Origin of the sequence: Sphingomonas canaveralia (genome assembly GCF_047238125.1) — a bacterium.
GTDB lineage: Bacteria > Pseudomonadota > Alphaproteobacteria > Sphingomonadales > Sphingomonadaceae > JBDFMH01.
In genome coordinates, this window is sequence record NZ_JBDFMH010000001.1 from 3,091,318 (window position 1) to 3,113,981 (window position 22,664).

Here is a 22,664-nt window from a genome sequence, read left to right on the forward strand (position 1 = left end):
TCAGATCCGGTAGCGCTCGGTGATTCCGACCAACGTGCGCGACAGCTGGGTGAGGTCGCCCGCCGCCTGGTCGAGCTGGCGGGTGCTGGCGGCGGTCTGCTGGCTGGCCTGGCGGATATTCTGCAGCGCGATCGTCACCTGTTCGATGCCGATCTGCTGCTGGTTGGTGCTGGCCACGATCTGCTGGAAGGTTTGCACGCTTTCCTGGATGCGCATGGCCAGCGCCTCGATCGCGCGCTGGCTGGCATCGGTCCGGTCCTTGCCCGATGCGACCCGCTTCACTGCCTCCTCGGTCAACATCACCGATGCGTTGATGCCGCGCTGGATTTCGCCAAGCAGCGACCGCACCGTGCGGGTGGCCGATTTCGCCTGATCTGCCAGCATCTTCATTTCGGATGCCACGATCGCGAAGCTGCGCCCGCTTTCGCCCGCCGCCGCCGCCTCGATCGCGGCATTCAGCGCCAGCAGGTGCGAGCGTTCGGAAACATCGTTCACGGTCGCGATAATGTCTCCGATCGCCTGCGTCTTTTCCGACAGCGCGACGATATTGCCTGCGACGGCCTCGGCCTGCTCGCGGATCGCATCCATCGCACGCACCGTATCGTCGACCGCGGCGATCCCGTCCTCGCTGGTCTGCGCGGTCGCCTGCGCCGATGCGATCACGTCCTGCGCGCGGCGGCTGATCTGCGCGCCGGAATGAGTGATCTCGTCGACCGTCGCGGCAGTCTCCTGGACTGCGGCCAGCTGTTCCTCGACCGATGCCGCCTGCTGCTGGGTCGATGCGCGGATCTCGGTGGCGGCGGCGTTCAGGTTCTCGGTGGCCTGCCGGCTCTGGCCCGCCATCCCGCGCAGGCTTTCGACCATCATGTTGAGCGTACTGCCGAGCTGACCCAGTTCATCATCGCGGGAGACCGTGGCGGTACCGGTCAGATCACCCTGGCCGACCTGGCCGACGAAGCCCATGAAGGCGGCGAGCGGCGTCGTGATCGATCGGCGGATCGTCCAGGCGATGCCTGCACTCAACAGGATCGCGATCACCAACCCTGCAATGATCGAGTTGCGGCTATCCTCGTACACATCGCGCGCGGCGGCGCGCCCCGTCTCGACGACCTCGCCCATCGTGGCACGCAGATCGGCCAGCTGCTTGATCAGTGTCGCGCGCTGTTGGCCGATCGTGTCCTCGCGGCTGACGACGCCGGCCGCATCGCCGGCTGCGGCGCGATCGATCTGCTGGCTGCCGATCTCGCGGATGCGGTCGAACGCGTCGCTGGCCGTCGCCGCCTGGCCCGCCATCTGGCGCCAGAGGCCGGATCGCGCGCCGGTGACCGCGGTATTTTCGTAGGTCGCCAGATCCTCGCGAAGCCGGTCGATCGCGGTTTCGACGGCGCTGGCCTGGGTCTGCCAGCTCGCCGCGCTCGCTCCGCCGCCGCCCGCCAGCGCGCGCAACCGGGTCTCGGTCAGCGTCGCTTCGGCCCGGCCGATCTGGTCGAGTTGCGAGATCGCCGCAAGATCACGGGTCACGATCCGGTCGACCGTCGTGCGGACCATCCCGATCTGGGCAAGCGCATAGACGCCGAGCCCGATCAGGATTGCGATGATCGCTGCGAAGCCGGCGATGATCCGGTTGGAAATCGACACTTTCATCCTTCCCTATGTGTGCGCCGCGCGATCAGCCGTTCGGCGAGCCTGGTCGTCGAGACCAAGCTGATCGGTGATCCGTCCAGCGTTATGATGTGCGCGAGGGCCGCGTCAGTTTCCACCGCGTGATCGACGGGCACCGCGATCGCCGCGTCGACCCCGGACACAGCCAGTGCGAGCAGCGGCGCGCTGTTCGCCAACACCACCATGTGCCGCGATTCGGCGCGTTCGACGCCGAGCGCCGCCGCGGGATCGAACAGATTCGCGATCAAGCCCCGCCAGGCGACGATGCCCAGCAGCGCCGCTGGCGCGCCGGGCACTGGCGTCGCGCGCGGCAGCGGCGCCACTTCGCGGATCGCGGCGATCGGGCTGGCGAAACGGGCGTCGCCGATCGACCAGCGCAGGTGGAGGATGGTTTCGGCGTCCGCGGCGGCGGGTGGCGCGGCGAACACTGCCTGGCGCTCGGCCAGCAGCCGCGCGATCCCCTCGGCATCGCGGACATCGTCGGTAATGGTGATGTCGCCGGTGTCGCTCATGCCGCGGCACCGATCGCGTGGCGCGCAGCGGCGACGACTGCGCCGGCGGTCATGCCGTCGCCTTCGGGCAGCGGGGTTTCTGCATCGATCCGCAGCACCAGCCGCAGCGCATTGCCGATCGCGCGGCGGCCCTCTCCGTCGCGCCCTCGCGCCAGCAGATGTCGGCCGAACATGTAATGCGCCATGGCGAAGCCGCTATCGAGATAGAGCGCCCTGCGAAAGCCAGCCTCGGCGGCGGCATCCTGTCCCAATGCGAGCGCGCCCAGCGCCGACAGATAATGCGGCACCGGATCGCGCGGCGCGGCGGCCATGCCGCTTGTGGCGAGGCGCATGGCGGCCGCGCCATCGCCTTGCCCCAGTGCGATCCGGGCCGCTGCGATCGCATCCTCCGGCGCATCGGCGGCTGGCGCGGGCGCGGCCGGCTGCTGCCGCGCACGCCGGGGCGGCACGATCGCGACCGGCGGTCGCAGCGCGGGTGCCGCCGCGTGGATCGGGTTCGGAACGTGGATCGGCTCCACCGTCGGCGGCATCGGTTCGGTGGCCGCGCCGCGCCGTCTATAGGCGACCATGCCGTCGATCTCGATCTGACGTGCGACCGTTTCGAAGGCGGGATTGGGCTCGGCATGCCCCAGTAGCAACGTGCCGTCTACCGCCAGCCGATCCACCATTCGGCCGACCATCGCGGTCGCCATGTCGTGGTGGAAATAGATCAGCACGTTGCGGCACAGGATCAGGTCGAAATCGGTGAACTGCAATGCTGATGCCGGATCCAGCAGATCGACCATGTTGTGCGATTCGAACCGCACCAGCCCGCGGTGGACGGCCTTCAATCGATACTGCTCGCCTTCCCGATCGAACATGCGGGTGCGGGCATCCTCGTCCAGCGTGCGCAGCGCCCAGGGCGTGAACAGGCCGGCGCGCGCGGTGGCCAGCGCACGCTCGTCGATATCGGTGCCGGTGATCGCGATCCGCCAATCGGCGATGTCGGCACCGATCAAGTCGCGTAGCAGAATCGCGATCGAATAGGGCTCAGCACCGGTCGAGCAGCCGACGCTCCAGATCCGCAGCCGGCGGGTTTCGCGGCGTGCTTCGATGAGTTTGGGCAGCACGCTTCGACGCAGCATGTCGAACTGTTCGGCGAAGCGGAAGAAGAAGGTCTCGTTGATCGTGACTTCGCTGGCGAGCGCGGTCCATTCGGCCGCACCCGTGTCGCCGTCCAGCAACGCAAGATACGCAGCGGGCGTATCGATGCCGCGCGCGGCCATGCGCTGGGCCAGCCGTTCCCACAGCTGATCGTCCTTGTCGGCATAATAATGATGGCCGGTGCGTGCGATAACGGCCGCCTTCAGTGCGGCGAAGGCGGGGTCGTCGCTCGGCGCGGTCGGCATCTGGCGAACCGCGCGGTTCATACCGGGATCGCCCAGTCGGCCGCGCGGCGGAGGGCGTCGTCGGTCAGGTCGGCGATGCGCGCGCGCTCGGCATCGGCGAGCAGGCGGTCAAGCGACAGCAGATGGGCGATGCCATCCTCCAGCGAGACCTCGCCGATCACTGCGCCGCCCTGACTGTGTTCGGGTGACACCGGGGCGATCGCGGCGGGCTCGGCCGACCGGACATCTTCCACTCGATCGACCAGCAGGCACGGCATCTGCGCGCCGGCGCCGTGCGGCCGGATGATATGCGCGAACAAGCCGGCCGCCTTGCGCGGTGGCGCGCCGAACAGGATGGCCGGATCGAGCACGGGTAATATCCCGCCCGCGATGCTGACGAACCCGGCCAACGGCGCGGGCAGGCTCGGTGGCCGCCACAACGGCAGCATCGGCACGATATCGCGCACCCGGCCGGCATCGATCGCGAACCGGGCTTCGCCGATCCGAAAGACGAGCAGGGTGGCGGGGAGCGCATCCATCGCGCCCTTAGCGCATTTCGCGAGGGCTGGCGCAAGCGCCCCCGGCTGCCCGCCCGCCCGGGATCAACGGTTGAAGCGTTCGCCCTTCGCCGCCTTTTCCGCCAGCAGCGGGGCGACTTCGAACCCATGCTTCTCCAGCCCGGCGACGATGGTCTTCAGTCCGATCGTGTCTGCCCAGAACATCGGCCCGCCGCGATAGGGCGGCCAGCCATAGCCGTAGATCCACACCACATCGATGTCGGACGCACGCTGGGCAATGCCCTCGCTCAGGATCTTCGCGCCCTCGTTGACCATCGTGTAGAGCGTCCGCTCGATGATCTCCTCGTCGCTGATGGCGCGCTTCTCGACGCCGGCCTTGGCGCTGAAATCATCGAGGATCGCCTGCACTTCGGGCGAATCCGAAGGCGTGCGCTTCTCGTCATAATCGTAGAAGCCCTTTCCGGCCTTCTGGCCCATCCGGCCGATCGCGCAGAGCGCATCGCGCACATTCTCGATCCGGCTCGGATCGCGGTGCCAGCCGATATCGGTGCCGGCCAGATCCGCCATCTGGAACGGGCCCATCGGCATCCCGAAGTCGACATGCACCTTGTCCACCTGCGCAGGCGTCGCGCCTTCCATCAGCAGCTTCATCGCTTCCACCTGACGCGGCATCAACATGCGATTGCCGATGAAGCCGTGGCAAACACCCGCCACCACCGCCACCTTGCGGATCACCTTGGCGATCGCCATCGCCGTCACCAGCACGTCATCCGCCGTCTTCGCGCCGCGCACCACTTCCAGCAGCTTCATCACGTTGGCGGGCGAAAAGAAGTGCAGGCCCACCACATCCGCCGGGCGGCCGGTGCTGGCAGCGATCTCGTCGATGTCGAGATAGCTGGTGTTGGACGCCAGGATCGCGCCCGGCCTGGCGACACGGTCGAGCTCGGCGAAGACTGTCTTCTTCACCTCCATCTGCTCGAACACCGCCTCGATGATCAGGTCGCAATCGGCGAGGTCGTCATAGGACAGGGTCGGGCGCAGCAGCGCCTGCGCGGCGGCCGCCTTCTCCTCCGTCATCCGGCCGCGCTTCACATTGCCGGCATAATTCTTCGCGATGGTGGCGAAGCCGCGATCGATCGCGTCCTGCTTCATCTCCAGGATAGTGACGGGGATGCCCGCAGTGAGGAAATTCATCGCGATGCCGCCGCCCATCGTGCCCGCGCCGATGATGCCGACCCTGGCGATCGGGCGCGGCTTCACGTCGTCGCCGATGCCGTCGATCTTGGACACCTGGCGCTCGGCGAAGAAGATGTGGCGCAGCGCCTTCGACTGGTCGCTCATCACCAGCTTCATGAACAGGTTGCGCTCGACATCGATGCCCTTGTCGAACGGCAGCGCCGCCGCCTTGACCGCTTCCACACAGGCCACTGGCGCTTCCAGCCCGCGGAACTTACGCGCGTTGGCGGCGACCAGCGCGTCGATCGCGGCCTCGTCCACTTCCACCGTCTTGTCGCGCAGCTTCGGGCCGGGCTTGCCCGCAACTTCGCGCGCAAAGGCGATCGCGTCCGCCTCCAGGCTGTCCTCGCCGGCCATTCGGTCAAGCAGGCCCATGCCCAGCGCCATCTTGGCGGGCACGGGATCGCCCGTCGCGATCATGCCCAGCGCCGGCACCGCGCCGATCGCGCGCGGCAGCCGCTGCGTGCCGCCGGCACCCGGCAGGATGCCCAGCTTCACTTCGGGCAGGCCCAGCTTCGCCGAAGGAACGCCGATCCGGTAATGGCAGCCGAGCGCCACTTCGAGCCCGCCGCCGAGCGCCGTCCCGTGGATCGCGGCAACCACCGGCTTCTCACTCGCCTCGATCCGGTCGACCACCTCGGGCAGCCAGGGCGACTGGGGCGGCTTGCTGAATTCGGTAATGTCGGCGCCGGCGAAGAAGGTGCGACCCTCGCAGCGGATCACGATCGCTTCGATCGCGGCATCGGCGGCCGCTTCGTCAAGCGCGGCAACGAGGCCGACGCGGACCGCATGGCCGAGCGCGTTGACGGGGGGATTGTTCGACGTGACGACGAGGATCGCGCCTTCTCGGCGCGTGCTGATCGGCGATGACATGGACGGCCTCTCCAAGGTTTCCGTTTACGTCAATGTCGCCAATCCGGAGGCGAGTAAAGTCCCTATCTGGCGCGTCGGGCTCAGGCCTTGCGGTCGTCGCGAAGCATCTTGGTGCCCTGATCCTTCACGCTCGCGCCGATCAGCCCCGCCATGAACGACAGCATCGGCGGCAGGCTCAGCTGTACGCGCACGCGGCTGTCCTCGACGTCGAGCAGCGCGGAGACGAGCTGGCCCATCGCGGTCACGTCGATCGCCATCCGGTGCTCCCCCGGCCATGACGATTTCACATCTGCCACGCCGCCCGGGATATGGCCCGCCAGCTCGCCGATCCGCGCGCGCAGCCGCCGCTCGGCCTCCGCCCGACCCAGCGTGTGGGGAATGTCGATGATGGTCGGTGGGGTCATGGCGCGATCCTGTTGGCGACTCGAGCGGAGGACCGACCCTAACGCATCCGATCGGCCGCGTCGGATGCCAGTCGATCGGCGCGCTCGTTATCGGGATGGCCGGCATGGCCCTTGACCCACTTCCAGTCGATCCGGTGCGGTTCGGCGGCGGCCATCAGCAGCCGCCAAAGGTCTGCATTCTTGACCGGCTGGCGGGCGGCAGTGCGCCAGCCGTTGCGGATCCAGCCGGGAATCCACTTGGTCAGCCCGTCCATCACATATTTGCTGTCGGTGGAAAGCGTCACGCGGCAGGGCTTCTTCAGCGCGCCCAGCGCCTCGATCGCGGCCATCAGTTCCATGCGGTTGTTCGTCGTGTCACGCTCTCCGCCCGAAAGCTCCTTTTCGGTCGCTCCGGTGCGCAGCACCGCGCCCCATCCACCCGGCCCGGGATTGCCCTTGCAGGCCCCGTCGGTCGCGATCTCGACATGCGGCAGATCGCTCATGCGACGCGCGTCACCAACTCGGGGTCATAATGCTTCAGCCGGCGCATATAGGCGAGCGGGTCCTTGCGCGTGACGAGCGCATCGGCCGGCGTATTCAGCCAATCCCATGCGCGCGACAGCGCGAAGCGGATGCACGCGCCACTCGCCAGCTTCGCGAATTCTGCCTGTTCGTGCGGCGTCAGCGCGAAACGCTCTCCATAGCCTGCGATCAGCGCTTCGCCCACAGCGGCATCATGCGTCCGCCCGGTCGCGTCGAAGCTCCACGCGCTGTGCATCACCGCCAGATCATAGACCCGCAGGTCGGTGCAGGCGAAATAGAAGTCGATCAGCCCGGTCACCCGGTCACCCAGCATCAGCACATTGTCCGGAAACAGATCGGCATGGATCGCGCAGGCATCGAGCCGATCCGCCGGCCAATCCTTGGTGATGCGATCGATAGCGAAGCCGAGATCGTCGTGCAGGCCCGGTGCGATCTCGTCCAGGCTGAGGCCGCATCGCTCGAACAACGGCTGCCAGCTATCGACCCCCATCGAATTGGCGCGGGTCGGCGTAAAATCTGCCACGGCGGCATGCATCGCCGCCATCGCGCGACCCGCGGCCAAGGCCTGCGCGGGTGTCGGGTGCGATAGCGACACACCTGGCAGGAATCGGATCAGGCAAGCGGGGCGGCCTTCGAGCTCCTGGATCTCGACACCCGACCGGTCCTTGATCGCGGGTGGCACCGGCAGGCCCTTCGCCGCGAGATGGTCGAGCAGCGCCATGAAGAAGGGCAGGTCGCTGGCATCGACCCGCTTTTCATAGAGCGTGAGGATGAAGCGGTCGCGCGTGGTTTCGACCAGATAGTTGCTGTTCTCGACGCCCTCCGCGATCCCCTTGGCGGAGACGAGCTCGCCCACCTCGTAGCGCGCGAGGAACGCGGCCAGGGCTTCGGCCGAGACCTGGGTATAGACTGCCATGGCGCGTGATCAGGCCGCGAGGCCGCGCGGCAGCTTGAAGACAAGATCCTCGCGCGTCGTCTCGGCTTCCTCCTCGGTCACCGCGAACCGCGTCGCCAGCCGATCGACCAGTTCGCGCACCAGCGTCTCGGGGGCGGAGGCGCCGGCAGTGATGCCCAGCGTCGTCACCCCGTCGAGCCAGCCGAGATCGAGTTCGGCCGCGCGCTGGATCAGCCGCGCCTTCACGCCCTCGCGCTCCGCCACTTCCACCAGCCGCAGCGAGTTGGACGAGTTGGGCGCGCCGATCACCAGCATCGCATCGCAGCGCGCGGCGATCGCCTTCACGGCGGCCTGCCGGTTCGATGTGGCGTAGCAGATATCCTCGCCGCGCGGCCCCTGGATCGACGGAAAGCGCCGCTGCAGCACTGCGATCGTAGCGCGCGTATCATCGACCGACAGGGTGGTCTGCGTGAGGAAGGCCAGCCGATCCGGATCGGCGGGCAGGATCCGCTCCGCATCCTCCACCGTCTCGATCAGCGTCATCGCGCCATCATCCACCTGGCCGAACGTGCCGATCACTTCGGGATGGCCGGCATGACCGATGAACAGGATGTGCCGCCCCGCCTCCACCAGCCGTTCGGCCTGGCGGTGGACCTTGGAGACTAGCGGGCAGGTGGCATCGAGATAGTTCAGGCCGCGCTCCGCCGCCTTGTTCGGTACAGCCTTGGGCACGCCATGCGCGGAGAACACCACCGGCACGCCGTCCGGCACCTCGTCCAGTTCCTCCACGAAGATCGCGCCCTGCGCCTTCAGCGCATCCACCACGAACTTGTTGTGCACGATTTCATGCCGCACGTAGACGGGTGCACCATATTTCTCGATCGCCAGCTCGACGATCCGGATCGCACGGTCGACCCCGGCGCAAAAGCCGCGCGGCGCGGCGATCAGCAGGCGGAGCGGAGGAAGGGAAGCCATGGCCGCGCTCTACGCGATCCCGCCGCCGGGCGGAAGTCCGCGCTTGCTTGTGCGCGCGCCGCCGCCTTCCTATGATGCGGCCTACTTTGCGATACCATCCCAGGGAGTTTCCGTGCAGCGTATCATCCTTTCCGCGCTCGGCCTGGGCGCGCTGGCGCTCGGCGGTTGCGCCGGCGGCAACATGGAATTCGACGAGACCGGCGGCGTCCGGATCGTGCGCTCGGCCTGCCCTGCAGTCGCGATCCCGGCGCAAACCGGTGACATTACGCTGTTCAATCCGCCCAGCAGCCGCGACGCCCGCGCGATCGACGTAGTCGCGACGATCGTGAACCTGAAATCCAGCTGTGATGGAAACAGCGATCCGCTGCGCGCGACCGCCAGTTTCGAAGTGCTTGCCCGCCGAAGCAGCACGGCTGGCGCACGCGAAGTGATCATCCCCTATTTCTCGAGCGTGATCCGCGGCGGCAACCAGGTCGTCTCCAAGCAAGTCGGCCGCGTCGCGCTGCGCTTCGAGGACGGTCAGGCCCGCGCTTCCACCACCGGCCAGGCCAGCGCCACCGTCACCCGGGCGGCCGCGACCATCCCCGAAGACGTGCAGAAGCAGATCACCCGGCGCCGCAAGCCCGGGGATGCCGATGCCGCGGTTGATCCGATGACCGATCCGGCAGTGCGCAGCGCTGTGCAGCGCGCGAGCTTCGAACTGCTGGTTGGCTTCCAGCTGACCGACGCCCAGCTGGCCTACAACGCCACGCGCTGACGGGTGGATCGGGCGCGGCGGCGGCCGCGCCTGCACAGGGTCTATCCGGGGCTGGAGCGGGTGAAGGGAATCGAACCCTCGTCGTAAGCTTGGGAAGCTTCTGCTCTACCATTGAGCTACACCCGCGATGCCGATGCAAGGATCAACCTTGCGACGTTCCGCTTCGCCGCTGTTGAGCGCGATTGCGCCATATCGACCGAAGCGCTTGCCAACTGCCACAATTTGTCAGCCTTGGTCAACGGCGGCTCAGCCACATGGGCTGTCGATTGACAGTCTTATGGGATCGCGCTTCGCAGCGTCGGTGCGCGCCGGCTTTCAGCGCCTTCGGTACCGGAAATACCAGACCTCGTGGCCGATGCGTCGGGCTTTGGCTTCGTAGCGTGTCTCCGGCCAATCGTCCGGGCGGATGAGAAAATCCTGCGGATGTTCGCCCAGCCATTCGAAATCGGGCGAGCGACCCATGATCAGCATTGCCCAGCGCACATAGACCGGGTGATCGGTGCCGAAGCGGAATTCCGCCCCCGGCTTCAGCCGCGAGGCGATCAGCGCGATCGGGCCATCGTTCATGAAGCGGCGCTTGGCGTGGCGCGCCTTGGGCCAGGGATCGGGATGGAGCAGATAGGCGCGATCGAGTGACGCCGGGGCAAGCCTGTCGAGCACGTCGAGCGCATCGCCCATGTGCAGCCGCACATTCTTCAGCACGCCGCGATCGATATGCGAGAGCGCGCCGACGACGCCGTTGAGGAAGGGCTCGCAGCCGATGAAGCCGTGATCGGGCCGGGCGGCGGCCTGGCCGGCGAGATGCTCGCCGGCGCCGAAACCGATCTCAAGCTCGAGCGGGCGATCGCCGCCGAACAGGCCGGCGGCGGTGATCGGGCCGGTGGCGGGAACCGAAACGACCGGCAACAGTCCTTCAACCAGGGCCGCCTGGCCCTGGCGGAGGGCATGGCCTTGGCGGCGGCCGTAAAGACGGCGGATCGTGGCGGGATCGGTCATGATCCGCGCGCACCTAGCGGGTGGCATCCGCGGCGACAATGGTAGGGAGACGGCATGGCGGGGGTACAGGCGGGCAAGCTGCCGATCTGGACGATGGTGACGCCCTTTGCGGGGCTGGCGGCGCTGGCGATCGGCACGGGTGGCGGCATCGCCACCGCGATCGTGGCGCTGATCCTTGGAGCGTGCGTGCTGGCCGCGGTCCATCATGCCGAAGTGGTCGCGCACCGGGTGGGCGAGCCTTATGGCACGCTGATCCTGGCGATCGCGGTGACGGTGATCGAAGTCGCGCTGATCGTATCGATCATGCTGAGCGACGGCGCGGGCGCGCAGGCGCTGGCGCGCGATACGGTGTTCGCCGCGCAGATGATCGTGCTGAACGGGATCGTCGGCACCTGCCTGCTGCTGGGTGCGAGCCGGCATCACGAGCAGAGCTATACCCAGACGGGCGTGAGCGCGGCACTGGCGATGGTGGCGACGCTGGCGGTGCTGACGCTGCTGCTGCCCAACTACACCACCAGCGTACCGGGGCCGGTCTATACATCGTCGCAATTGGCGTTCGTGGGCGTGGTGAGCCTGGTGATCTACGGCGTGTTCGTGCTGGCGCAGACGGTGCGCCACCGCGACTATTTCCTGCCGTTCGACGCCAGCCCCGGCGATGTTGATGCGCATGCCGCGCCGCCGTCGAAACAGGTCGCGTTGAGCGCGGTCGGACTGCTGCTGGTTGCGCTCGTAGCGGTGGTGCTGCTGGCCAAGGCGCTTTCGCCGACCATCAAGGCGGGCGTGGCGGCGATCGGCGCGCCCGAAGCCGCGGTCGGCATCGTGATCGCGGGGCTGGTGCTGCTGCCCGAAGGGCTGGCGGCGGCGCGCGCGGCACGGGCGGACCGGTTGCAGACGAGCCTCAACCTGGCGCTGGGATCCGCGCTGGCCACGATCGGGCTGACGATCCCGGTCGTCGCCTTCCTGTCGATCCTGTTCGACTGGAAGCTGGTGCTGGGGCTGGACGCGAAATCGACCGTGCTGCTGGTGCTGAGCCTGATGGTGTCGATCCTGTCGCTGGGGACGGGCAAGACCACCGTGCTGCAGGGAACGGTGCACCTGGTGATCTTCGCGGCATTCCTTTTCACGACGCTGGTACCGTGACAGGTGCCCGAACCCGTTGGTGCTGAGCCTGTCGAGTCACTGTTCTCCTTCGGCAATCGAAGAGAAGAACGGCACTTCGACAAGCTCAGTGCGAACGGGTTTGGACCGCGTGTGAGCCGGATCAGCGCGAGGCGGTTGCCTGGGCGGGGCTGACGCGCCAGATGCGGTTGCCGACGTCGTCGGCCACCAACAGTGCGCCCGATTTGTCCCCAATCACGCCGACCGGCCGGCCGGCGACCTTGTCCTCGCTGCGCAGGAAGCCGGTCAGCACGTCAACCGGCGGGCCGGCGGGGCGGCCGCCGCGGAACGGCACGAAGATCACCTTGTAGCCGGACTTCGGGGTACGGTTCCACGATCCGTGCTGGCCGATGAACGCGCCTTCGGCAAAGCGACCGCCCAGCCGTACCTGATCGGCGAAAGCCAGACCGAGCGAGGCGGTGTGCGGCCCGAGCGCATAATCCGGCCGGATCACATATTGGCGCTGATCGAGATCGGCATCGGGCACGCGGGTGTCGGTGTAGCCGCCCCAGTAAAACCACGGCCAGCCGTAGAAGCCGCCAAATTCGACATGGGTCAGATAGTCGGGGACAAGATCCGAGCCGATCTCGTCACGCTCGTTGACGACCGTCCACAGCGCCTTGCTCGCCGGCTCCCAGGCCATGCCGACCGGGTTCCGCAAGCCATAGGCGAAGACGCGCTTCGCCCCGGTCGCAGCGTCGATCTCCAGCACTGCGGCGCGATCCTTCTCGGCCGCCATGCCTCGCTCGGCGATGTTGCTGTTCGATCCGACCGCGACATAGAGCTTCGCGCCATCCGGACTGGCGACCAGCCCCTTGGTCCAGTGATGATTGATACCGGCCGGCAGATCGGCGACCTTTTCGGCCGGCGCGGTGATCTTGGTCTGCCCGGGTTGGTAGGGGAAGCGGATCAGCTTGTCGGCATCCGCTACGTAGAGCCGGTCCCCGACCAGTGCCATGCCGAACGGCGAGTAGAGGCCGGTCAGAAAGGCCGAACGGCTCTCCGCCACGCCATCACCGTCGGCGTCGCGCAGCAGCGTGATGCGGTTGGCGCTTGGTGTGCGAGCGCCGGCGCGCTTCATCACAAGTCCCTGCACCCAGCTCTTGATGCCCCCGCCGCTGCCCTCGGGCTTCGGCGGCGCGTTAGTCTCGGCGACCAGTATGTCGCCGTTCGGCAACAACAGCATCCAGCGCGGATGATCGAGACCGGCGGCAAACTGCTGCACCGCCATGCCGGCCGGCGCGACCGGCTTCTCGCCAGCTCGCCAGACGTCCGGCGTGGCGACGGCGACGGTCGGGATCAGCGGCGATTTGGGTTCGGTCAGCCGCGGCTTCGGCCCCATCAGCTCGGCGATCGGCACCTCCGCCTTCTCACGGCCGAACGCATAGGCCAGCACGCCCGCGACGACGAGGAGCAGCAGGACGACGAGGAGAATGCGGACGATGCGTTTCATTTCGGTCTTTCAGGCAGGATCAGGTGGCCAACGAACGGACGATGGTATCGCTCAATCGGTACCTTCGGCACCATCGGATCGCGCCGGCGGATGGAGGCGAAGCCGCGAGACGCGCTTGACGTCGCCTGCGATCACTTCAAGGCGCCAACCACTGGCATGCGTCACGATCTCGCCTGGCTGAGGGACATGTCCTGACAGCACGGTGGCAAGGCCGCCGATCGTATCGATATCCTCGTCGACCTCGGCCAGGCGGGGATCGATGAGTTCGGCGACATCATCGAGCTCGGCCCTGGCGTCGGCCTCCCACAGGCCATCGTCGAGGGGCACGAGCAGCGCGGCAGCCGCCTCGTCATGCTCGTCCTCGATGTCGCCGACGATCTCCTCCATCAGGTCTTCGATCGTGACGAGGCCTTCGGTGCCGGAATATTCGTCGAGCACGATCGCGAGATGGGTGCGGTTGCTGCGCATCTCGGCGAGCAGATCGAGCACCCCCATCGATTCGGGCACGTAGAGCGGCTCGCGCAGCAAGCCGGCAAGGTCGGCCGGCGGCTCCGCTTCGGTAGCGAGGATACGGAATACGTCGCGGATGTGGATCATGCCGACGACGGAATCGAGATTGCCGCGATACACGGGCAGCCGGCTATGCTGATGTTCGGCAAAGGTGGCGACGAGCTGATCGAAGCCGATCGTCTCGGGCACCGCGATGATGTCCGCGCGCGGCACGCCGATGTCGCCGACGGTGAGATCGCCGATGTCGAGCAGCTTGCGCAGCATCTGCCGTTCGACCGGGGAGAGATCGCCGCGCGACGGCGGCTCGCCTTCATGCTCCTCGATCGCATCGGCGATTTCCTGACGGAGCGTGGGCTCGTCCTCTTCGCCGAACAGCAGCGATCGCAATCCGTCCCACAGGCGGCCGCCCTGACTGGCGCGGCCGCCGCTTCTACTGGAATCGTCTGGCATGGTCTTTCGCGGTCAGCCCCTGTTGGCGCGCTTGTGCCCCAGAACGAGCAATGCTGTCGAGGGTTGCGACGTCAGGCGTCGTCTTCGATCGGATAGGGATCATCGATGCCGAGCGTGGCGAGCACGGCGCGCTCGATCGCCTCCATCGCCTCGGCCTCGGCATCGTCCTGATGATCGTAGCCCAGCAGATGGAGCGTGCCGTGGACCACCAGGTGCGCGGCGTGATCGGCGACCGCGACGCCCTTGTCCGCCGCCTCCGCTGTGCACACGCCGTGGGCGAGGATGATGTCGCCCAGCAGGATCTCGCCGTCGTCGGTGTTGGCGAGGCCTTCGAGCAGGTCGGCCTGCACCATCGGGAAGGACAGCACGTTGGTCGGCTTGTCCTTCGCCCGATAGCTGGCGTTGAGGGTGCGGACCTCGTCGTCATCGGCGAAGCGGACCGAGATCTCGACCATCGCGGGCAGGGTAGCCAGCCCGGCCTGCGGGGTGGCGCGGACCGCAGCATCGGCGGCGCGCTGGGCGAGCGCCTCCCAGTCCTCGGCCGTGCCCCAGACGGGTTCGATCGAGACGGCGGCGTCGATCATGAAATGATCATCCCCGTGCCGCGGAGGAGCTGCGACACATCACGCATCGTCGGGACCCTCATAGGCCTGGACGATGCGGCCGACGATCGGGTGGCGGACGACATCGCCCGCGCCGAAGCGGACGGTGGCGATGCCTTCGACTCCTTCCAGACGAGTGACGGCATCGGCCAGGCCCGAGGCGCCCATGCCGCCGGGCAGATCGACCTGACGGGGATCGCCGCACACCACCATCCGGCTGTTCATGCCGAAGCGGGTGAGGAACATCTTCATCTGCGCGGGCGACGTGTTCTGCGCCTCGTCGAGGATGATGAAGGCATCAGCCAGCGTGCGCCCGCGCATGAAGGCGATCGGCGCGATCTCGATCTCGCCGCTCGTGATGCGCCGTTCCACCTGCTCGGCGGGCAGCATGTCGTATAGTGCGTCGTAGAGCGGGCGGAGATAGGGATCGACCTTCTCCTTCATGTCGCCGGGCAGGAAGCCCAGCCGCTCGCCCGCCTCGACCGCGGGGCGCGACAGGATCAGCCGCTGCACGCTGCCGGTGATCAGCTGCTGCACCGCCTGCGCGACCGCGAGATAGGTCTTGCCGGTGCCGGCCGGGCCCAGCGCGAAGATCACATCGTGGCTGGCCAGCGCCTCCATATAGGCGATCTGGGTGGCGGAACGCGGGACGATCGTCTTCTTGCGGGTGCGGATCATCTGCGGCGGCGGATCGGCCACGTCGGCACGAATGATGCCATCCAGCACGGGTTCGGCCGACATCGCGATCACCCCTTCGACCGCACCGACATCGATATCCTGGCCCTGAACGATGCGGTTGTAGAGCCCGCTCAGCACATCGCGGGCGCGGGCGGCGGACGATGCCTCGCCCTCGATCTGCACCTTGTTGCCGCGCGCCGCGATATAGACGCCGAGCCGATTCTCGATCGCGATCAGATTGCGATCATATTCGCCGAACAGGCGGCCGAGCAGCTGTGGCTTGTCGAACAGGATCTCGAGGCGGGCGCGCTCGCCGGCGCGGGCGGGGACGGGCTTGCGGCTCATGCAATCCTTTCAGGGCACGCCGGTTGAAAAGCAGCGAAAGCAGCGCTCTCCCGGGGGTCGGCGCGCCCCCCGAAGGAACGAGGCCGGGCAGGGGCCGGATCGTGGGAACGGACGCGGACGCGAAATGGCTGCATCGCAGGCGAGTCTGACAGAGCGGACCGCTGTAGGACAGCCTTAATCTACAGGTGCGGCGGGCTCAGGCAGCCTGTGCCATCCGCGCCACACCCGTCACGCTGACCGGGCCAGCGGCGGTGATGGTGACGGGCAGGATCGTGCCGCCCAAGGCATCCGTCATCACATGCACCGACTGCAGCCAGGGGGATTTGCCAAGCATCTGGCCGGGCAGCTTGCCCGCGCGCTCGATCAGGATCTCGGTTTCCTGGCCGATAGTGGCGCGGTTGAAGGCAGCCTGTTGCTGGCCGATCAGCGCCTGCAGCCGCTGCAATCGTTCGTCCATCACCGCAGCAGGCACCTGATCGCCCATGGTGGCAGCGGGCGTGCCGGGGCGCGGGCTATATTTGAAGGTGAAGGCCTGGGCGTGGCCGATGCGGGCGACCAGATCGAGCGTGGCTTCGAAATCGGCATCGCTTTCGCCGGGGAAGCCGACGATGAAATCACCCGACAGCGCGATATCGGGGCGCACCGCGCGGACGCGATCGATCAGCCGCAAATAGCCGTCCGCCGTATGGCTGCGGTTCATCGCCTTCAGGATGCGATCCGACCCCGCCTGCACGGGCAGGTGCAGGAACGGCATCAGCTTGGGTATGTCCCGGTGCGCGGCGATCAGGCCATCGGCCATGTCGTTGGGGTGGCTGGTGGTGTAGCGGATCCGCGCGAGCGCGGGGATATCGGCCAGCGCCGCGATCAGATCATGCAGGCCGCGGCCACCGCTTTCCCAGGCGTTGACGTTCTGGCCGAGCAGCGTGATCTCGCGCGCGCCGGCGTCGACCAGCGCCTGCGCTTCGACCAGCACCGCATCCCAGGGCCGCGAGACTTCGGCGCCGCGCGTATAGGGCACGACGCAATAGGTGCAGAACTTGTCGCAGCCTTCCTGGACGGTCAGGAAGGCGGACGCGCCCTGCCGCCGCCGCGCCGGCAGGCGGCCGAACTTGGAATCGGCGGGCATGTCGGTATCCAGCGCAATCCGGCCGGCCGCGGCATCGGCGACGAGCGCGGGCAGGCGGTGATAGGCCTGCGGGCCGACGACGATGTCGACCGCCTTCGCGCGGCGCATGATCTCCGCCCCCTCGGCCTGCGCGACGCAGCCGGCGACCGCGATCATCGGCGCAGGCCCATCCTTACGGCGCAGCCGGCCGATATCCGAATAGACCTTTTCCGCTGCTTTTTCGCGGATGTGGCAGGTATTGAGCACGACGAGGTCGGCGGTATCCGCGCTGTCGGCGGCGGCCATGCCCTGATCGGCGAGGAGCTCGCCCATCCGCTCGCCATCATAGACGTTCATCTGGCAGCCGAACGACTTGACGTGGAAGGTGCGGGGGGCGGGCTTTGTCATGGGCGGGGCGCTATAGGCGATCCGTTCGCGGGCGTCACGCGTGCGTCCGGGATCACTCCTTGCGGTCGATCGAGACGCCGTAGAGTTCCATGCGGTGATCGACGAGGCGGAAGCCGAGCTTCTCGGCGATCCGCTTCTGGAGCAGCTCCAGCTCGGGATCGACGAACTCGATCACACGGCCGGTCTCGACGTCGATCAGGTGATCGTGATGATTCTCCGGGGCGGCCTCGTACCGGGCGCGGCCATCGCCGAAATCATGACGCTCGAGAATGCCGGCCTCCTCGAACAGGCGCACCGTGCGGTAGACGGTGGCGATCGAGATGCCGGGATCGATCGCAGAGGCGCGGGCATGGAGCGCCTCGACATCGGGATGATCCTCCGCCTCCGACAGCACGCGCGCGATCACGCGGCGCTGCTCGGTGATGCGAAGGCCCTTTTCGGCGCATAGCGCCTCGACGTCGATCATGCGGCTCATGCCGACGATCTAGGGAGTTTCGATCCACGATGGAAGGCCGGCGGCATGGCCGCCGGCCCGATCGTCAGCCGCGGCGCGCGCGCTTGGTGCCCAGGCCGATCTTCTTGGCCAGCGAGCGGCGCTGCTCGGCATAATTGGGGGCGACCATCGGATAGTCGGCGGGCAGGCCCCACTTCGCGCGGTACTGATCCGGCGTCATCTGATAATGCGTCATCAGGTGGCGCTTGAGCATCTTGAGCTTCTTGCCGTCTTCCAGGCAGACGACATAGTCCGGCTTCACGGAAGCGCGGATCGCAACTGCCGGTTCCTGCTTGACTTCCGGCTGCTGGCTTTCGCCGCCGAGACCATTCAGCGCACCATGCACATTGGCAATCAGCTGAGGAAGGTCAGTCACGGCAACGCTGTTGTTGCTGACATGCGCGGAAACGATATCCGCAGTGAGCGTGATCAACGTCTCTGTCATGTCGATTTGATCGGTCATTGGTGCGAACCCTTGTTCTGTTGTTGGACGCACACTCTTTGCGGTGCGCGCGGAGGCCGCATGTCGCGCGGGCACTCCATTTGCAAGGTCATTCGACCCGGCATTGGATTATTTCGTCAGATCAACGTTCTTGATAGCGTTATGGCGTCAAACGACTTGCCGTCTGCACCACGATAATAGCCGCGACGGCGGCCGACTTCGATGAAACCGGCCGATTCGTAGAGGCGGATCGCCCCGTTCCCATCACGCACCTCGAGATGCAGCCGCTCGGCCCCGCGCGCTGCGGCGATCCGCAGCGTTTCCGCCAACAGAGCGCCGCCGATCCCCTGGCCACGGCTTCGCGGTGCGACGCCGAGCAGCAGCAGTTCCGCCTCGTCGAGTACGATCCGGCTGAGCGCGAAGCCGGCCGGCCCGCATGCCGCATTGCGCACGATGCTGAGCCATACCCCTGGCAGGCCCAGTATGCCCAAGCACTGACCGCGCGTCCAAGCCTCACCCCAGGCAGGATCGAAGGCTTCGCCCATCAGCCGCATGACATCGCCGAGATCGCGCGCATCGGCAGGCGAGACCGCAAGACCGGGCGGCAGCGCGCCGATCATGCCGCGGCCGGCTTCGCATCGGGTGCGCGCCCGTAGATCGGGCTGGCGGGCAACGCGGCGAAGGCGTGATCCAGCAGCACCGCATCCCGCGCCGCGGGAAAGCCGGGGAGCGCCGACCCGGAGCCACGCATCGCCACGATCGCTTCCGCGCCGGGACCTGCGACTGGATCGGTGCCAGCGACGCGAGCCGCGTCGGCCGGCGGCAAGGATGCCAGATCGGACCTTGCCGCGAACGGCCGGGCGGAAAAGGACTGCACGAAATATTCGCCATGCCCACCCGGGATCGCGACCGTCAGCCGATCGAGTGTGGGATCGGCCGCGAAGGCGGCGACCGCAATCAGCGCCAGCGAAGAAAAGCCGGCGACCGGCACGCCCCAGCCCAGCCCGAGCGCTCGCGCCGCGGCAATCCCTACGCGGACCCCGGTGAAGCTGCCTGGCCCGCAATCCACCAGGATCGCCTTCGCACGGCCGCCGCCGGGCAGCGCAGCGATCATCGGCAACAGCCGCTCGGCATGGCCGCGGCCGACGACGTCATGGCCCTGCGCGATCAGGTCGCCCTCCTCGATCAGCGCGACCGAGCAGGCGGCCGTCGCCGTTTCGATGACGAGCCGCGCCAAGTCAGGCGATCCGGTTGAACTCGTCGAAGGCGGGGCGCGGCAGGCGATCGAACACACTGGCCGGATCGCCATGGCCGAGCGTCGAGATGAAATTCGATTTGACGTCGCTACCGGCGAAGAACGCCGCATCGACCGCGGCATTGTCGAAGCCCGACATCGGCCCGGTATCGAAGCCGAGTGCGCGCGCGGCCATGATGAAATAAGCCCCCTGCAAGCTCGAATTACGGAACGCGCTGTCGCGGATCAGCGTCTCATTGCCCACGAACCAGCTGCGTGCATCGGCGTGCGGGAACAGCCGGGGCAGCTCATCATAGAATTTCATGTCCATGCCGATGATCGCGGTGACGGGCGCGCTGCGGATCTTGGGCGCGTTGCTGGCCGAAACGAAGCCCGCAAGCTTCTCCTTGGATTCCTCCGATCGGCACCACACGATCCGAGCCGGGAGCTGGTTGGCCGATGTCGGCCCCCACTTCATCAGATCCCAGATCCGGTGCAGGTCGGCCTCCGCGACGGGCGTCTCGGTGTAGCCGTTATAGCTGCGTGCAGTGCGGAAGAGCTGATCGAGCGCGCGATCGTCGAGTGGTTCGGCCATGTCGTCCCCTTGGTGCCGGTGTCGGGATCAGGCGGCGCGGACCTCGACGACTTCGGGCACATAATGTTTCAGAAGCGATTCGATGCCCTGCTTCAGCGTCGCTGTCGAGGAGGGGCAGCCTGCGCAGGCGCCGTGCATCGCCAGATAGACGGTGCCGCGATCGAACCCGCGATAGACGATGTCGCCGCCATCCCGCGCGACCGCGGGGCGGACCCGCGTGTCGATCAATTCGCGGATCTGCGCGACGATGTCGGCATCCGCAGGGTCCTCTGCGAACAGCGGCTCGGCATCGGCGCCGTCGTCGATCGCGATGCCATCAGCCGCACCGCCGGTGAACAGCGGTGCGCCGCTGGAGAAATGATCGAGCAGTACGCCCAGCACCGATGGCTTGAGCGTCGACCAGTCGACCCCGGGCGCGGCGCTGACAGACACGAAGTCCTGCCCGAAGAACACGCCGGTCACGTCGCCGAGGCTGAACAGCGCCGATGCCAGCGGAGACCCCTCGGCCTGTTCGGGATCGGCGAAATCGCGCGTGCCCGCACCCATCACGGCGCGGCCGGGCAGGAACTTCAGCGTGGCGGGGTTGGGGGTGGTTTCGGTCTCGATCAGCATGCCCGGCATGTGGGCTGGAAAGAGGCGGCGATCAAGGGCGGCCTATACGATCGCTACCTGCGGGGCGGGCAGAAGACTGTGGCGGTCGCGCAACAGTTTCGGAAGCGATACTGCCGCGCTGCAACCCGATTGCCCGACGATGGTTGAGTGGCTTGCGCAGCGGCTGGCTTATGCCGCGCGCACCGGTTCTAGTTGCGTCAGGAGTTTCCGACATGAAGACCTTTATCCTCGCAGCCGCGCTTGCGGCTGGGCTCCCGGCCGCTGCCCTGGCCCAGGACACCGCGCCCGATGGCACGCCCGCGTTCGGCATCGAACCCTATGTCGGTGTGCTCGGCGGCTATCACTCGTTCGACAAGAACAGCGAATTCAATGCCGTGCGTGGCGACCGTCTGCGCATGGATGGCGCGCTGATTTCCGGCATCGCCGGTGTCAACGTGCCGCTCGGCCCGGTGTTCGTCGGCGTCGAGGGCAATGCTGCCAAGGGCTTTGCCGACATCGACTGGGAATATGGCGTGAAGGGCCGCGCCGGCGTGCGCGCCGGTGACTCGGGCCTGATCTTCGCTTCGGCCGGCTATCAGTGGGTCAACGGCAAGAATGGCTTCAGCGACCAGAAGGACTGGATCTACGGTGCCGGCGTCGAAGTCGGCCCCAAGGATATCGGCCTGGGCGGCATCACCGGGAATTCGGGTGCCCGCCTGCGCGTGCAGGTCGACACCTATGATTTCCAGAGCATCCGTCCGATGGCAGGTGTGGTTTTCCACTTCTGATCCCATCAGCACGGCAGGAAGGCTCGTCATCCCGACCGGGATGGCGAGCCTTCGTCGTCTTTGGCCGGCCGCGACCATGTCGTGTCGTTGCCGCCGATCTGTGCCGCGGTGCGACATCGCCGCAACGTGACGGATTGACTGGCGACGAAACCGATTTATTGTGCGCTGCAACCGAACGCAGCCGGCGACACCAGAGCGCCAGCCGGTCGGTCGCAGGGGAACGGACCTTATAAGGGGACTGTTCCGATGAAGACATTGTTCGCCGCCGGCATCGCGATGCTGGCTGCCGCTCCGGCCTTCGCGCAGACCGAGCCGCCAAAGCCGCTGACCGTGACCGGATCGGTCGGCCTTGTATCCGATTACCGATTCCGCGGCGTATCCCAGACCGACGAGGAAATGGCCGTCCAGGGCGGTGCTACCGTGACGCATGAAAGCGGCGTCTATGGCGGCTTCTGGGGATCGAACCTGGCCGGCTGGGGCACGTTCGGCGGTGCCAACATGGAGCTCGACCTGTTCGGCGGCATCAAGGTGCCGGTGGGCGGCGGCACGCTGGACGTGGGCCTGACCTGGTACATGTATCCGGGCGGCTTTTCCGACACTGACTTCGCCGAACCCTATGTGAAGCTGTCGGGCACGGCGGGGCCGGTAAACCTGCTGGCAGGCGTCGCCTATGCGCCCAAGCAGCAGGCGCTGGGCCGGGTGTTCTTCACCGGTGCCGATTCGGCCGCTGGCGTGCCTAACGCGCCGGGCGACAAGGAAGACAATCTCTACGTCTGGGGCGATATCAGCTCGGGCATCCCAAACACGCCGGTCACCGTGAAGGGGCATATCGGCTATTCGGAAGGCAATGCGGGCCTGGGACCGAACGGCACCAGCCTGGCGCCGACCGGAAAATATTGGGACTGGCTGGTGGGTGCCGATTTCACGACCGGGCCGCTGACCTTCGGCGTCGCCTATGTCGATACCGATATCGGCAAGGGCGAAAGCGCCTATCTGCTGCCCAACTTCTCGAACACCAAGAACGGTTCCTCGATCGCGAGCGGGCAAGTGGTGTTCTCGGTGACGGCCGCCTTCTGACGACCGCCCGGGCCGCCG

Annotated in this window: 26 protein-coding genes and 1 tRNA gene; 5 read left to right on the top strand and 22 right to left on the bottom strand. The window is 67.1% G+C overall.

The window, feature by feature from the left end; translation table 11 throughout:
* From ABC347_RS15505 to ispH, 9 genes are all read right to left on the bottom strand, one after another.
* Entirely contained in the window at window positions 1-1,644 is a 1,644-nt protein-coding gene (locus ABC347_RS15505) for a methyl-accepting chemotaxis protein (RefSeq protein ID WP_413246609.1), read from the bottom strand.
* Window positions 1,641-2,174 carry a chemotaxis protein CheW gene (locus ABC347_RS15510; RefSeq protein ID WP_413246610.1) on the bottom strand — a complete coding sequence of 178 codons (534 nt, stop codon included), beginning with the start codon at window positions 2,172-2,174 and terminating at the stop codon, window positions 1,641-1,643. Before ABC347_RS15510 ends, ABC347_RS15505 begins: the two co-directional genes overlap by 4 nt.
* The gene (locus tag ABC347_RS15515; protein WP_413246611.1) at window positions 2,171-3,583 is read right to left on the bottom strand and encodes a CheR family methyltransferase; all 1,413 of its coding nucleotides are present in this window, start codon (window positions 3,581-3,583) and stop codon (window positions 2,171-2,173) included. Before ABC347_RS15515 ends, ABC347_RS15510 begins: the two co-directional genes overlap by 4 nt.
* Window positions 3,580-4,080, bottom strand: a complete 501-nt coding sequence (locus tag ABC347_RS15520; protein ID WP_413246612.1) for a chemotaxis protein CheW — start codon at window positions 4,078-4,080, stop codon at window positions 3,580-3,582. The genes ABC347_RS15515 and ABC347_RS15520 overlap by 4 nt, the downstream gene beginning before the upstream one ends.
* Window positions 4,081-4,143: 63 nt before the next feature.
* Entirely contained in the window at window positions 4,144-6,168 is a 2,025-nt protein-coding gene (locus tag ABC347_RS15525) for a 3-hydroxyacyl-CoA dehydrogenase NAD-binding domain-containing protein (protein ID WP_413246613.1), read from the bottom strand.
* An 80-nt stretch (window positions 6,169-6,248) separates the two neighbouring features.
* Entirely contained in the window at window positions 6,249-6,572 is a 324-nt protein-coding gene (locus tag ABC347_RS15530; RefSeq protein WP_413246614.1) for a polyhydroxyalkanoic acid system family protein, read from the bottom strand.
* A gap of 38 nt (window positions 6,573-6,610) precedes the next feature.
* A complete protein-coding gene (rnhA, locus tag ABC347_RS15535; protein ID WP_413246615.1) occupies window positions 6,611-7,054 on the bottom strand; it encodes a ribonuclease HI in 444 nt (147 codons plus the stop codon).
* Window positions 7,051-8,010, bottom strand: coding sequence for a homoserine kinase (gene thrB, locus ABC347_RS15540; protein WP_413246616.1), 960 nt, complete (start codon window positions 8,008-8,010; stop codon window positions 7,051-7,053). Before thrB ends, rnhA begins: the two co-directional genes overlap by 4 nt.
* Before the next feature lie 9 nt (window positions 8,011-8,019).
* Entirely contained in the window at window positions 8,020-8,964 is a 945-nt protein-coding gene (gene ispH, locus ABC347_RS15545) for a 4-hydroxy-3-methylbut-2-enyl diphosphate reductase (protein WP_413246617.1), read from the bottom strand.
* Between the two features lie 112 nt (window positions 8,965-9,076).
* Between ispH and ABC347_RS15550 the strand changes: the two genes are divergently transcribed.
* Window positions 9,077-9,721, top strand: coding sequence for a hypothetical protein (locus ABC347_RS15550; protein ID WP_413246618.1), 645 nt, complete (start codon window positions 9,077-9,079; stop codon window positions 9,719-9,721).
* A gap of 52 nt (window positions 9,722-9,773) precedes the next feature.
* Here the strand turns inward: ABC347_RS15550 and ABC347_RS15555 are convergent.
* Window positions 9,774-9,847 (bottom strand) — tRNA-Gly (locus ABC347_RS15555).
* Here ABC347_RS15555 and ABC347_RS15560 point away from each other — a divergent pair.
* The gene (locus tag ABC347_RS15560; RefSeq protein WP_413246619.1) at window positions 9,833-9,991 is read left to right on the top strand and encodes a hypothetical protein; all 159 of its coding nucleotides are present in this window, start codon (window positions 9,833-9,835) and stop codon (window positions 9,989-9,991) included. The two genes, ABC347_RS15555 and ABC347_RS15560, sit on opposite strands and share 15 nt — an antisense overlap.
* 45 nt (window positions 9,992-10,036) lie before the next feature.
* Here the strand turns inward: ABC347_RS15560 and trmB are convergent, their stop codons facing one another.
* Window positions 10,037-10,717, bottom strand: a complete 681-nt coding sequence (gene trmB, locus ABC347_RS15565) for a tRNA (guanine(46)-N(7))-methyltransferase TrmB (protein ID WP_413246620.1) — start codon at window positions 10,715-10,717, stop codon at window positions 10,037-10,039.
* Window positions 10,718-10,771: 54 nt separating this feature from the next.
* On the opposite strand from trmB, the gene ABC347_RS15570 reads away from it, so the two are divergent.
* Complete coding sequence (locus tag ABC347_RS15570) at window positions 10,772-11,857, top strand: calcium:cation antiporter (RefSeq protein ID WP_413246621.1); 1,086 nt, start codon at window positions 10,772-10,774, stop codon at window positions 11,855-11,857.
* 121 nt (window positions 11,858-11,978) lie between these two features.
* On the opposite strand, the gene ABC347_RS15575 is transcribed toward ABC347_RS15570, so the two are convergent.
* From ABC347_RS15575 to ABC347_RS15625, 11 genes are all read right to left on the bottom strand, one after another.
* Window positions 11,979-13,328, bottom strand: coding sequence for a PQQ-dependent sugar dehydrogenase (locus ABC347_RS15575; protein WP_413246622.1), 1,350 nt, complete (start codon window positions 13,326-13,328; stop codon window positions 11,979-11,981).
* 51 nt (window positions 13,329-13,379) lie between these two features.
* Window positions 13,380-14,288 carry a hemolysin family protein gene (locus ABC347_RS15580; RefSeq protein WP_413246623.1) on the bottom strand — a complete coding sequence of 303 codons (909 nt, stop codon included), beginning with the start codon at window positions 14,286-14,288 and terminating at the stop codon, window positions 13,380-13,382.
* 71 nt (window positions 14,289-14,359) lie between these two features.
* The gene (gene ybeY, locus ABC347_RS15585; RefSeq protein ID WP_413246624.1) at window positions 14,360-14,872 is read right to left on the bottom strand and encodes an rRNA maturation RNase YbeY; all 513 of its coding nucleotides are present in this window, start codon (window positions 14,870-14,872) and stop codon (window positions 14,360-14,362) included.
* A gap of 39 nt (window positions 14,873-14,911) precedes the next feature.
* Window positions 14,912-15,913, bottom strand: coding sequence for a PhoH family protein (locus ABC347_RS15590; RefSeq protein ID WP_413246625.1), 1,002 nt, complete (start codon window positions 15,911-15,913; stop codon window positions 14,912-14,914).
* Window positions 15,914-16,109: 196 nt separating this feature from the next.
* Complete coding sequence (gene miaB, locus ABC347_RS15595; protein WP_413246626.1) at window positions 16,110-17,426, bottom strand: tRNA (N6-isopentenyl adenosine(37)-C2)-methylthiotransferase MiaB; 1,317 nt, start codon at window positions 17,424-17,426, stop codon at window positions 16,110-16,112.
* A gap of 52 nt (window positions 17,427-17,478) precedes the next feature.
* Window positions 17,479-17,901: a Fur family transcriptional regulator gene (locus ABC347_RS15600; protein WP_413246627.1), complete on the bottom strand. Its 423-nt coding sequence runs from the start codon at window positions 17,899-17,901 to the stop codon at window positions 17,479-17,481.
* A gap of 64 nt (window positions 17,902-17,965) precedes the next feature.
* The gene (locus ABC347_RS15605; protein WP_413246628.1) at window positions 17,966-18,382 is read right to left on the bottom strand and encodes a Ros/MucR family transcriptional regulator; all 417 of its coding nucleotides are present in this window, start codon (window positions 18,380-18,382) and stop codon (window positions 17,966-17,968) included.
* Window positions 18,383-18,498: 116 nt separating this feature from the next.
* On the bottom strand, window positions 18,499-18,981 hold the full coding sequence (locus tag ABC347_RS15610; RefSeq protein WP_413246629.1) for a GNAT family N-acetyltransferase: 483 nt from the start codon (window positions 18,979-18,981) through the stop codon (window positions 18,499-18,501).
* On the bottom strand, window positions 18,978-19,598 hold the full coding sequence (gene tsaB, locus ABC347_RS15615; RefSeq protein WP_413246630.1) for a tRNA (adenosine(37)-N6)-threonylcarbamoyltransferase complex dimerization subunit type 1 TsaB: 621 nt from the start codon (window positions 19,596-19,598) through the stop codon (window positions 18,978-18,980). The genes ABC347_RS15610 and tsaB overlap by 4 nt, the downstream gene beginning before the upstream one ends.
* A gap of 1 nt (window position 19,599) precedes the next feature.
* Window positions 19,600-20,190, bottom strand: coding sequence for a malonic semialdehyde reductase (locus tag ABC347_RS15620; RefSeq protein ID WP_413246631.1), 591 nt, complete (start codon window positions 20,188-20,190; stop codon window positions 19,600-19,602).
* Window positions 20,191-20,217: 27 nt separating this feature from the next.
* Window positions 20,218-20,802: a NifU family protein gene (locus tag ABC347_RS15625; RefSeq protein WP_413246632.1), complete on the bottom strand. Its 585-nt coding sequence runs from the start codon at window positions 20,800-20,802 to the stop codon at window positions 20,218-20,220.
* 212 nt (window positions 20,803-21,014) lie between these two features.
* On the opposite strand from ABC347_RS15625, the gene ABC347_RS15630 reads away from it, so the two are divergent.
* Window positions 21,015-21,569, top strand: a complete 555-nt coding sequence (locus tag ABC347_RS15630) for an outer membrane protein (protein WP_413246633.1) — start codon at window positions 21,015-21,017, stop codon at window positions 21,567-21,569.
* A gap of 246 nt (window positions 21,570-21,815) precedes the next feature.
* Window positions 21,816-22,646, top strand: a complete 831-nt coding sequence (locus ABC347_RS15635) for a TorF family putative porin (protein ID WP_413246634.1) — start codon at window positions 21,816-21,818, stop codon at window positions 22,644-22,646.
* Window positions 22,647-22,664: the final 18 nt, after the last annotated feature.

Bases quoted from the DNA above. Each gene is read 5' to 3' on its own strand.
- ABC347_RS15505 (WP_413246609.1), bottom strand. From the start codon at position 1,644: ATGAAAGTGTCGATTTCCAACCGGATCATCGCCGGCTTCGCAGCGATC.
- ABC347_RS15510 (WP_413246610.1), bottom strand. From the start codon at position 2,174: ATGAGCGACACCGGCGACATCACCATTACCGACGATGTCCGCGATGCC.
- ABC347_RS15515 (WP_413246611.1), bottom strand. From the start codon at position 3,583: ATGAACCGCGCGGTTCGCCAGATGCCGACCGCGCCGAGCGACGACCCC.
- ABC347_RS15520 (WP_413246612.1), bottom strand. From the start codon at position 4,080: ATGGATGCGCTCCCCGCCACCCTGCTCGTCTTTCGGATCGGCGAAGCC.
- ABC347_RS15525 (WP_413246613.1), bottom strand. From the start codon at position 6,168: ATGTCATCGCCGATCAGCACGCGCCGAGAAGGCGCGATCCTCGTCGTC.
- ABC347_RS15530 (WP_413246614.1), bottom strand. From the start codon at position 6,572: ATGACCCCACCGACCATCATCGACATTCCCCACACGCTGGGTCGGGCG.
- rnhA (WP_413246615.1), bottom strand. From the start codon at position 7,054: ATGAGCGATCTGCCGCATGTCGAGATCGCGACCGACGGGGCCTGCAAG.
- thrB (WP_413246616.1), bottom strand. From the start codon at position 8,010: ATGGCAGTCTATACCCAGGTCTCGGCCGAAGCCCTGGCCGCGTTCCTC.
- ispH (WP_413246617.1), bottom strand. From the start codon at position 8,964: ATGGCTTCCCTTCCTCCGCTCCGCCTGCTGATCGCCGCGCCGCGCGGC.
- trmB (WP_413246620.1), bottom strand. From the start codon at position 10,717: ATGACCGATCCCGCCACGATCCGCCGTCTTTACGGCCGCCGCCAAGGC.
- ABC347_RS15570 (WP_413246621.1), top strand. From the start codon at position 10,772: ATGGCGGGGGTACAGGCGGGCAAGCTGCCGATCTGGACGATGGTGACG.
- ABC347_RS15575 (WP_413246622.1), bottom strand. From the start codon at position 13,328: ATGAAACGCATCGTCCGCATTCTCCTCGTCGTCCTGCTGCTCCTCGTC.
- ABC347_RS15580 (WP_413246623.1), bottom strand. From the start codon at position 14,288: ATGCCAGACGATTCCAGTAGAAGCGGCGGCCGCGCCAGTCAGGGCGGC.
- ybeY (WP_413246624.1), bottom strand. From the start codon at position 14,872: ATGATCGACGCCGCCGTCTCGATCGAACCCGTCTGGGGCACGGCCGAG.
- ABC347_RS15590 (WP_413246625.1), bottom strand. From the start codon at position 15,913: ATGAGCCGCAAGCCCGTCCCCGCCCGCGCCGGCGAGCGCGCCCGCCTC.
- miaB (WP_413246626.1), bottom strand. From the start codon at position 17,426: ATGACAAAGCCCGCCCCCCGCACCTTCCACGTCAAGTCGTTCGGCTGC.
- ABC347_RS15600 (WP_413246627.1), bottom strand. From the start codon at position 17,901: ATGAGCCGCATGATCGACGTCGAGGCGCTATGCGCCGAAAAGGGCCTT.
- ABC347_RS15605 (WP_413246628.1), bottom strand. From the start codon at position 18,382: ATGACCGATCAAATCGACATGACAGAGACGTTGATCACGCTCACTGCG.
- ABC347_RS15610 (WP_413246629.1), bottom strand. From the start codon at position 18,981: ATGATCGGCGCGCTGCCGCCCGGTCTTGCGGTCTCGCCTGCCGATGCG.
- ABC347_RS15620 (WP_413246631.1), bottom strand. From the start codon at position 20,190: ATGGCCGAACCACTCGACGATCGCGCGCTCGATCAGCTCTTCCGCACT.
- ABC347_RS15625 (WP_413246632.1), bottom strand. From the start codon at position 20,802: ATGCTGATCGAGACCGAAACCACCCCCAACCCCGCCACGCTGAAGTTC.
- ABC347_RS15630 (WP_413246633.1), top strand. From the start codon at position 21,015: ATGAAGACCTTTATCCTCGCAGCCGCGCTTGCGGCTGGGCTCCCGGCC.
- ABC347_RS15635 (WP_413246634.1), top strand. From the start codon at position 21,816: ATGAAGACATTGTTCGCCGCCGGCATCGCGATGCTGGCTGCCGCTCCG.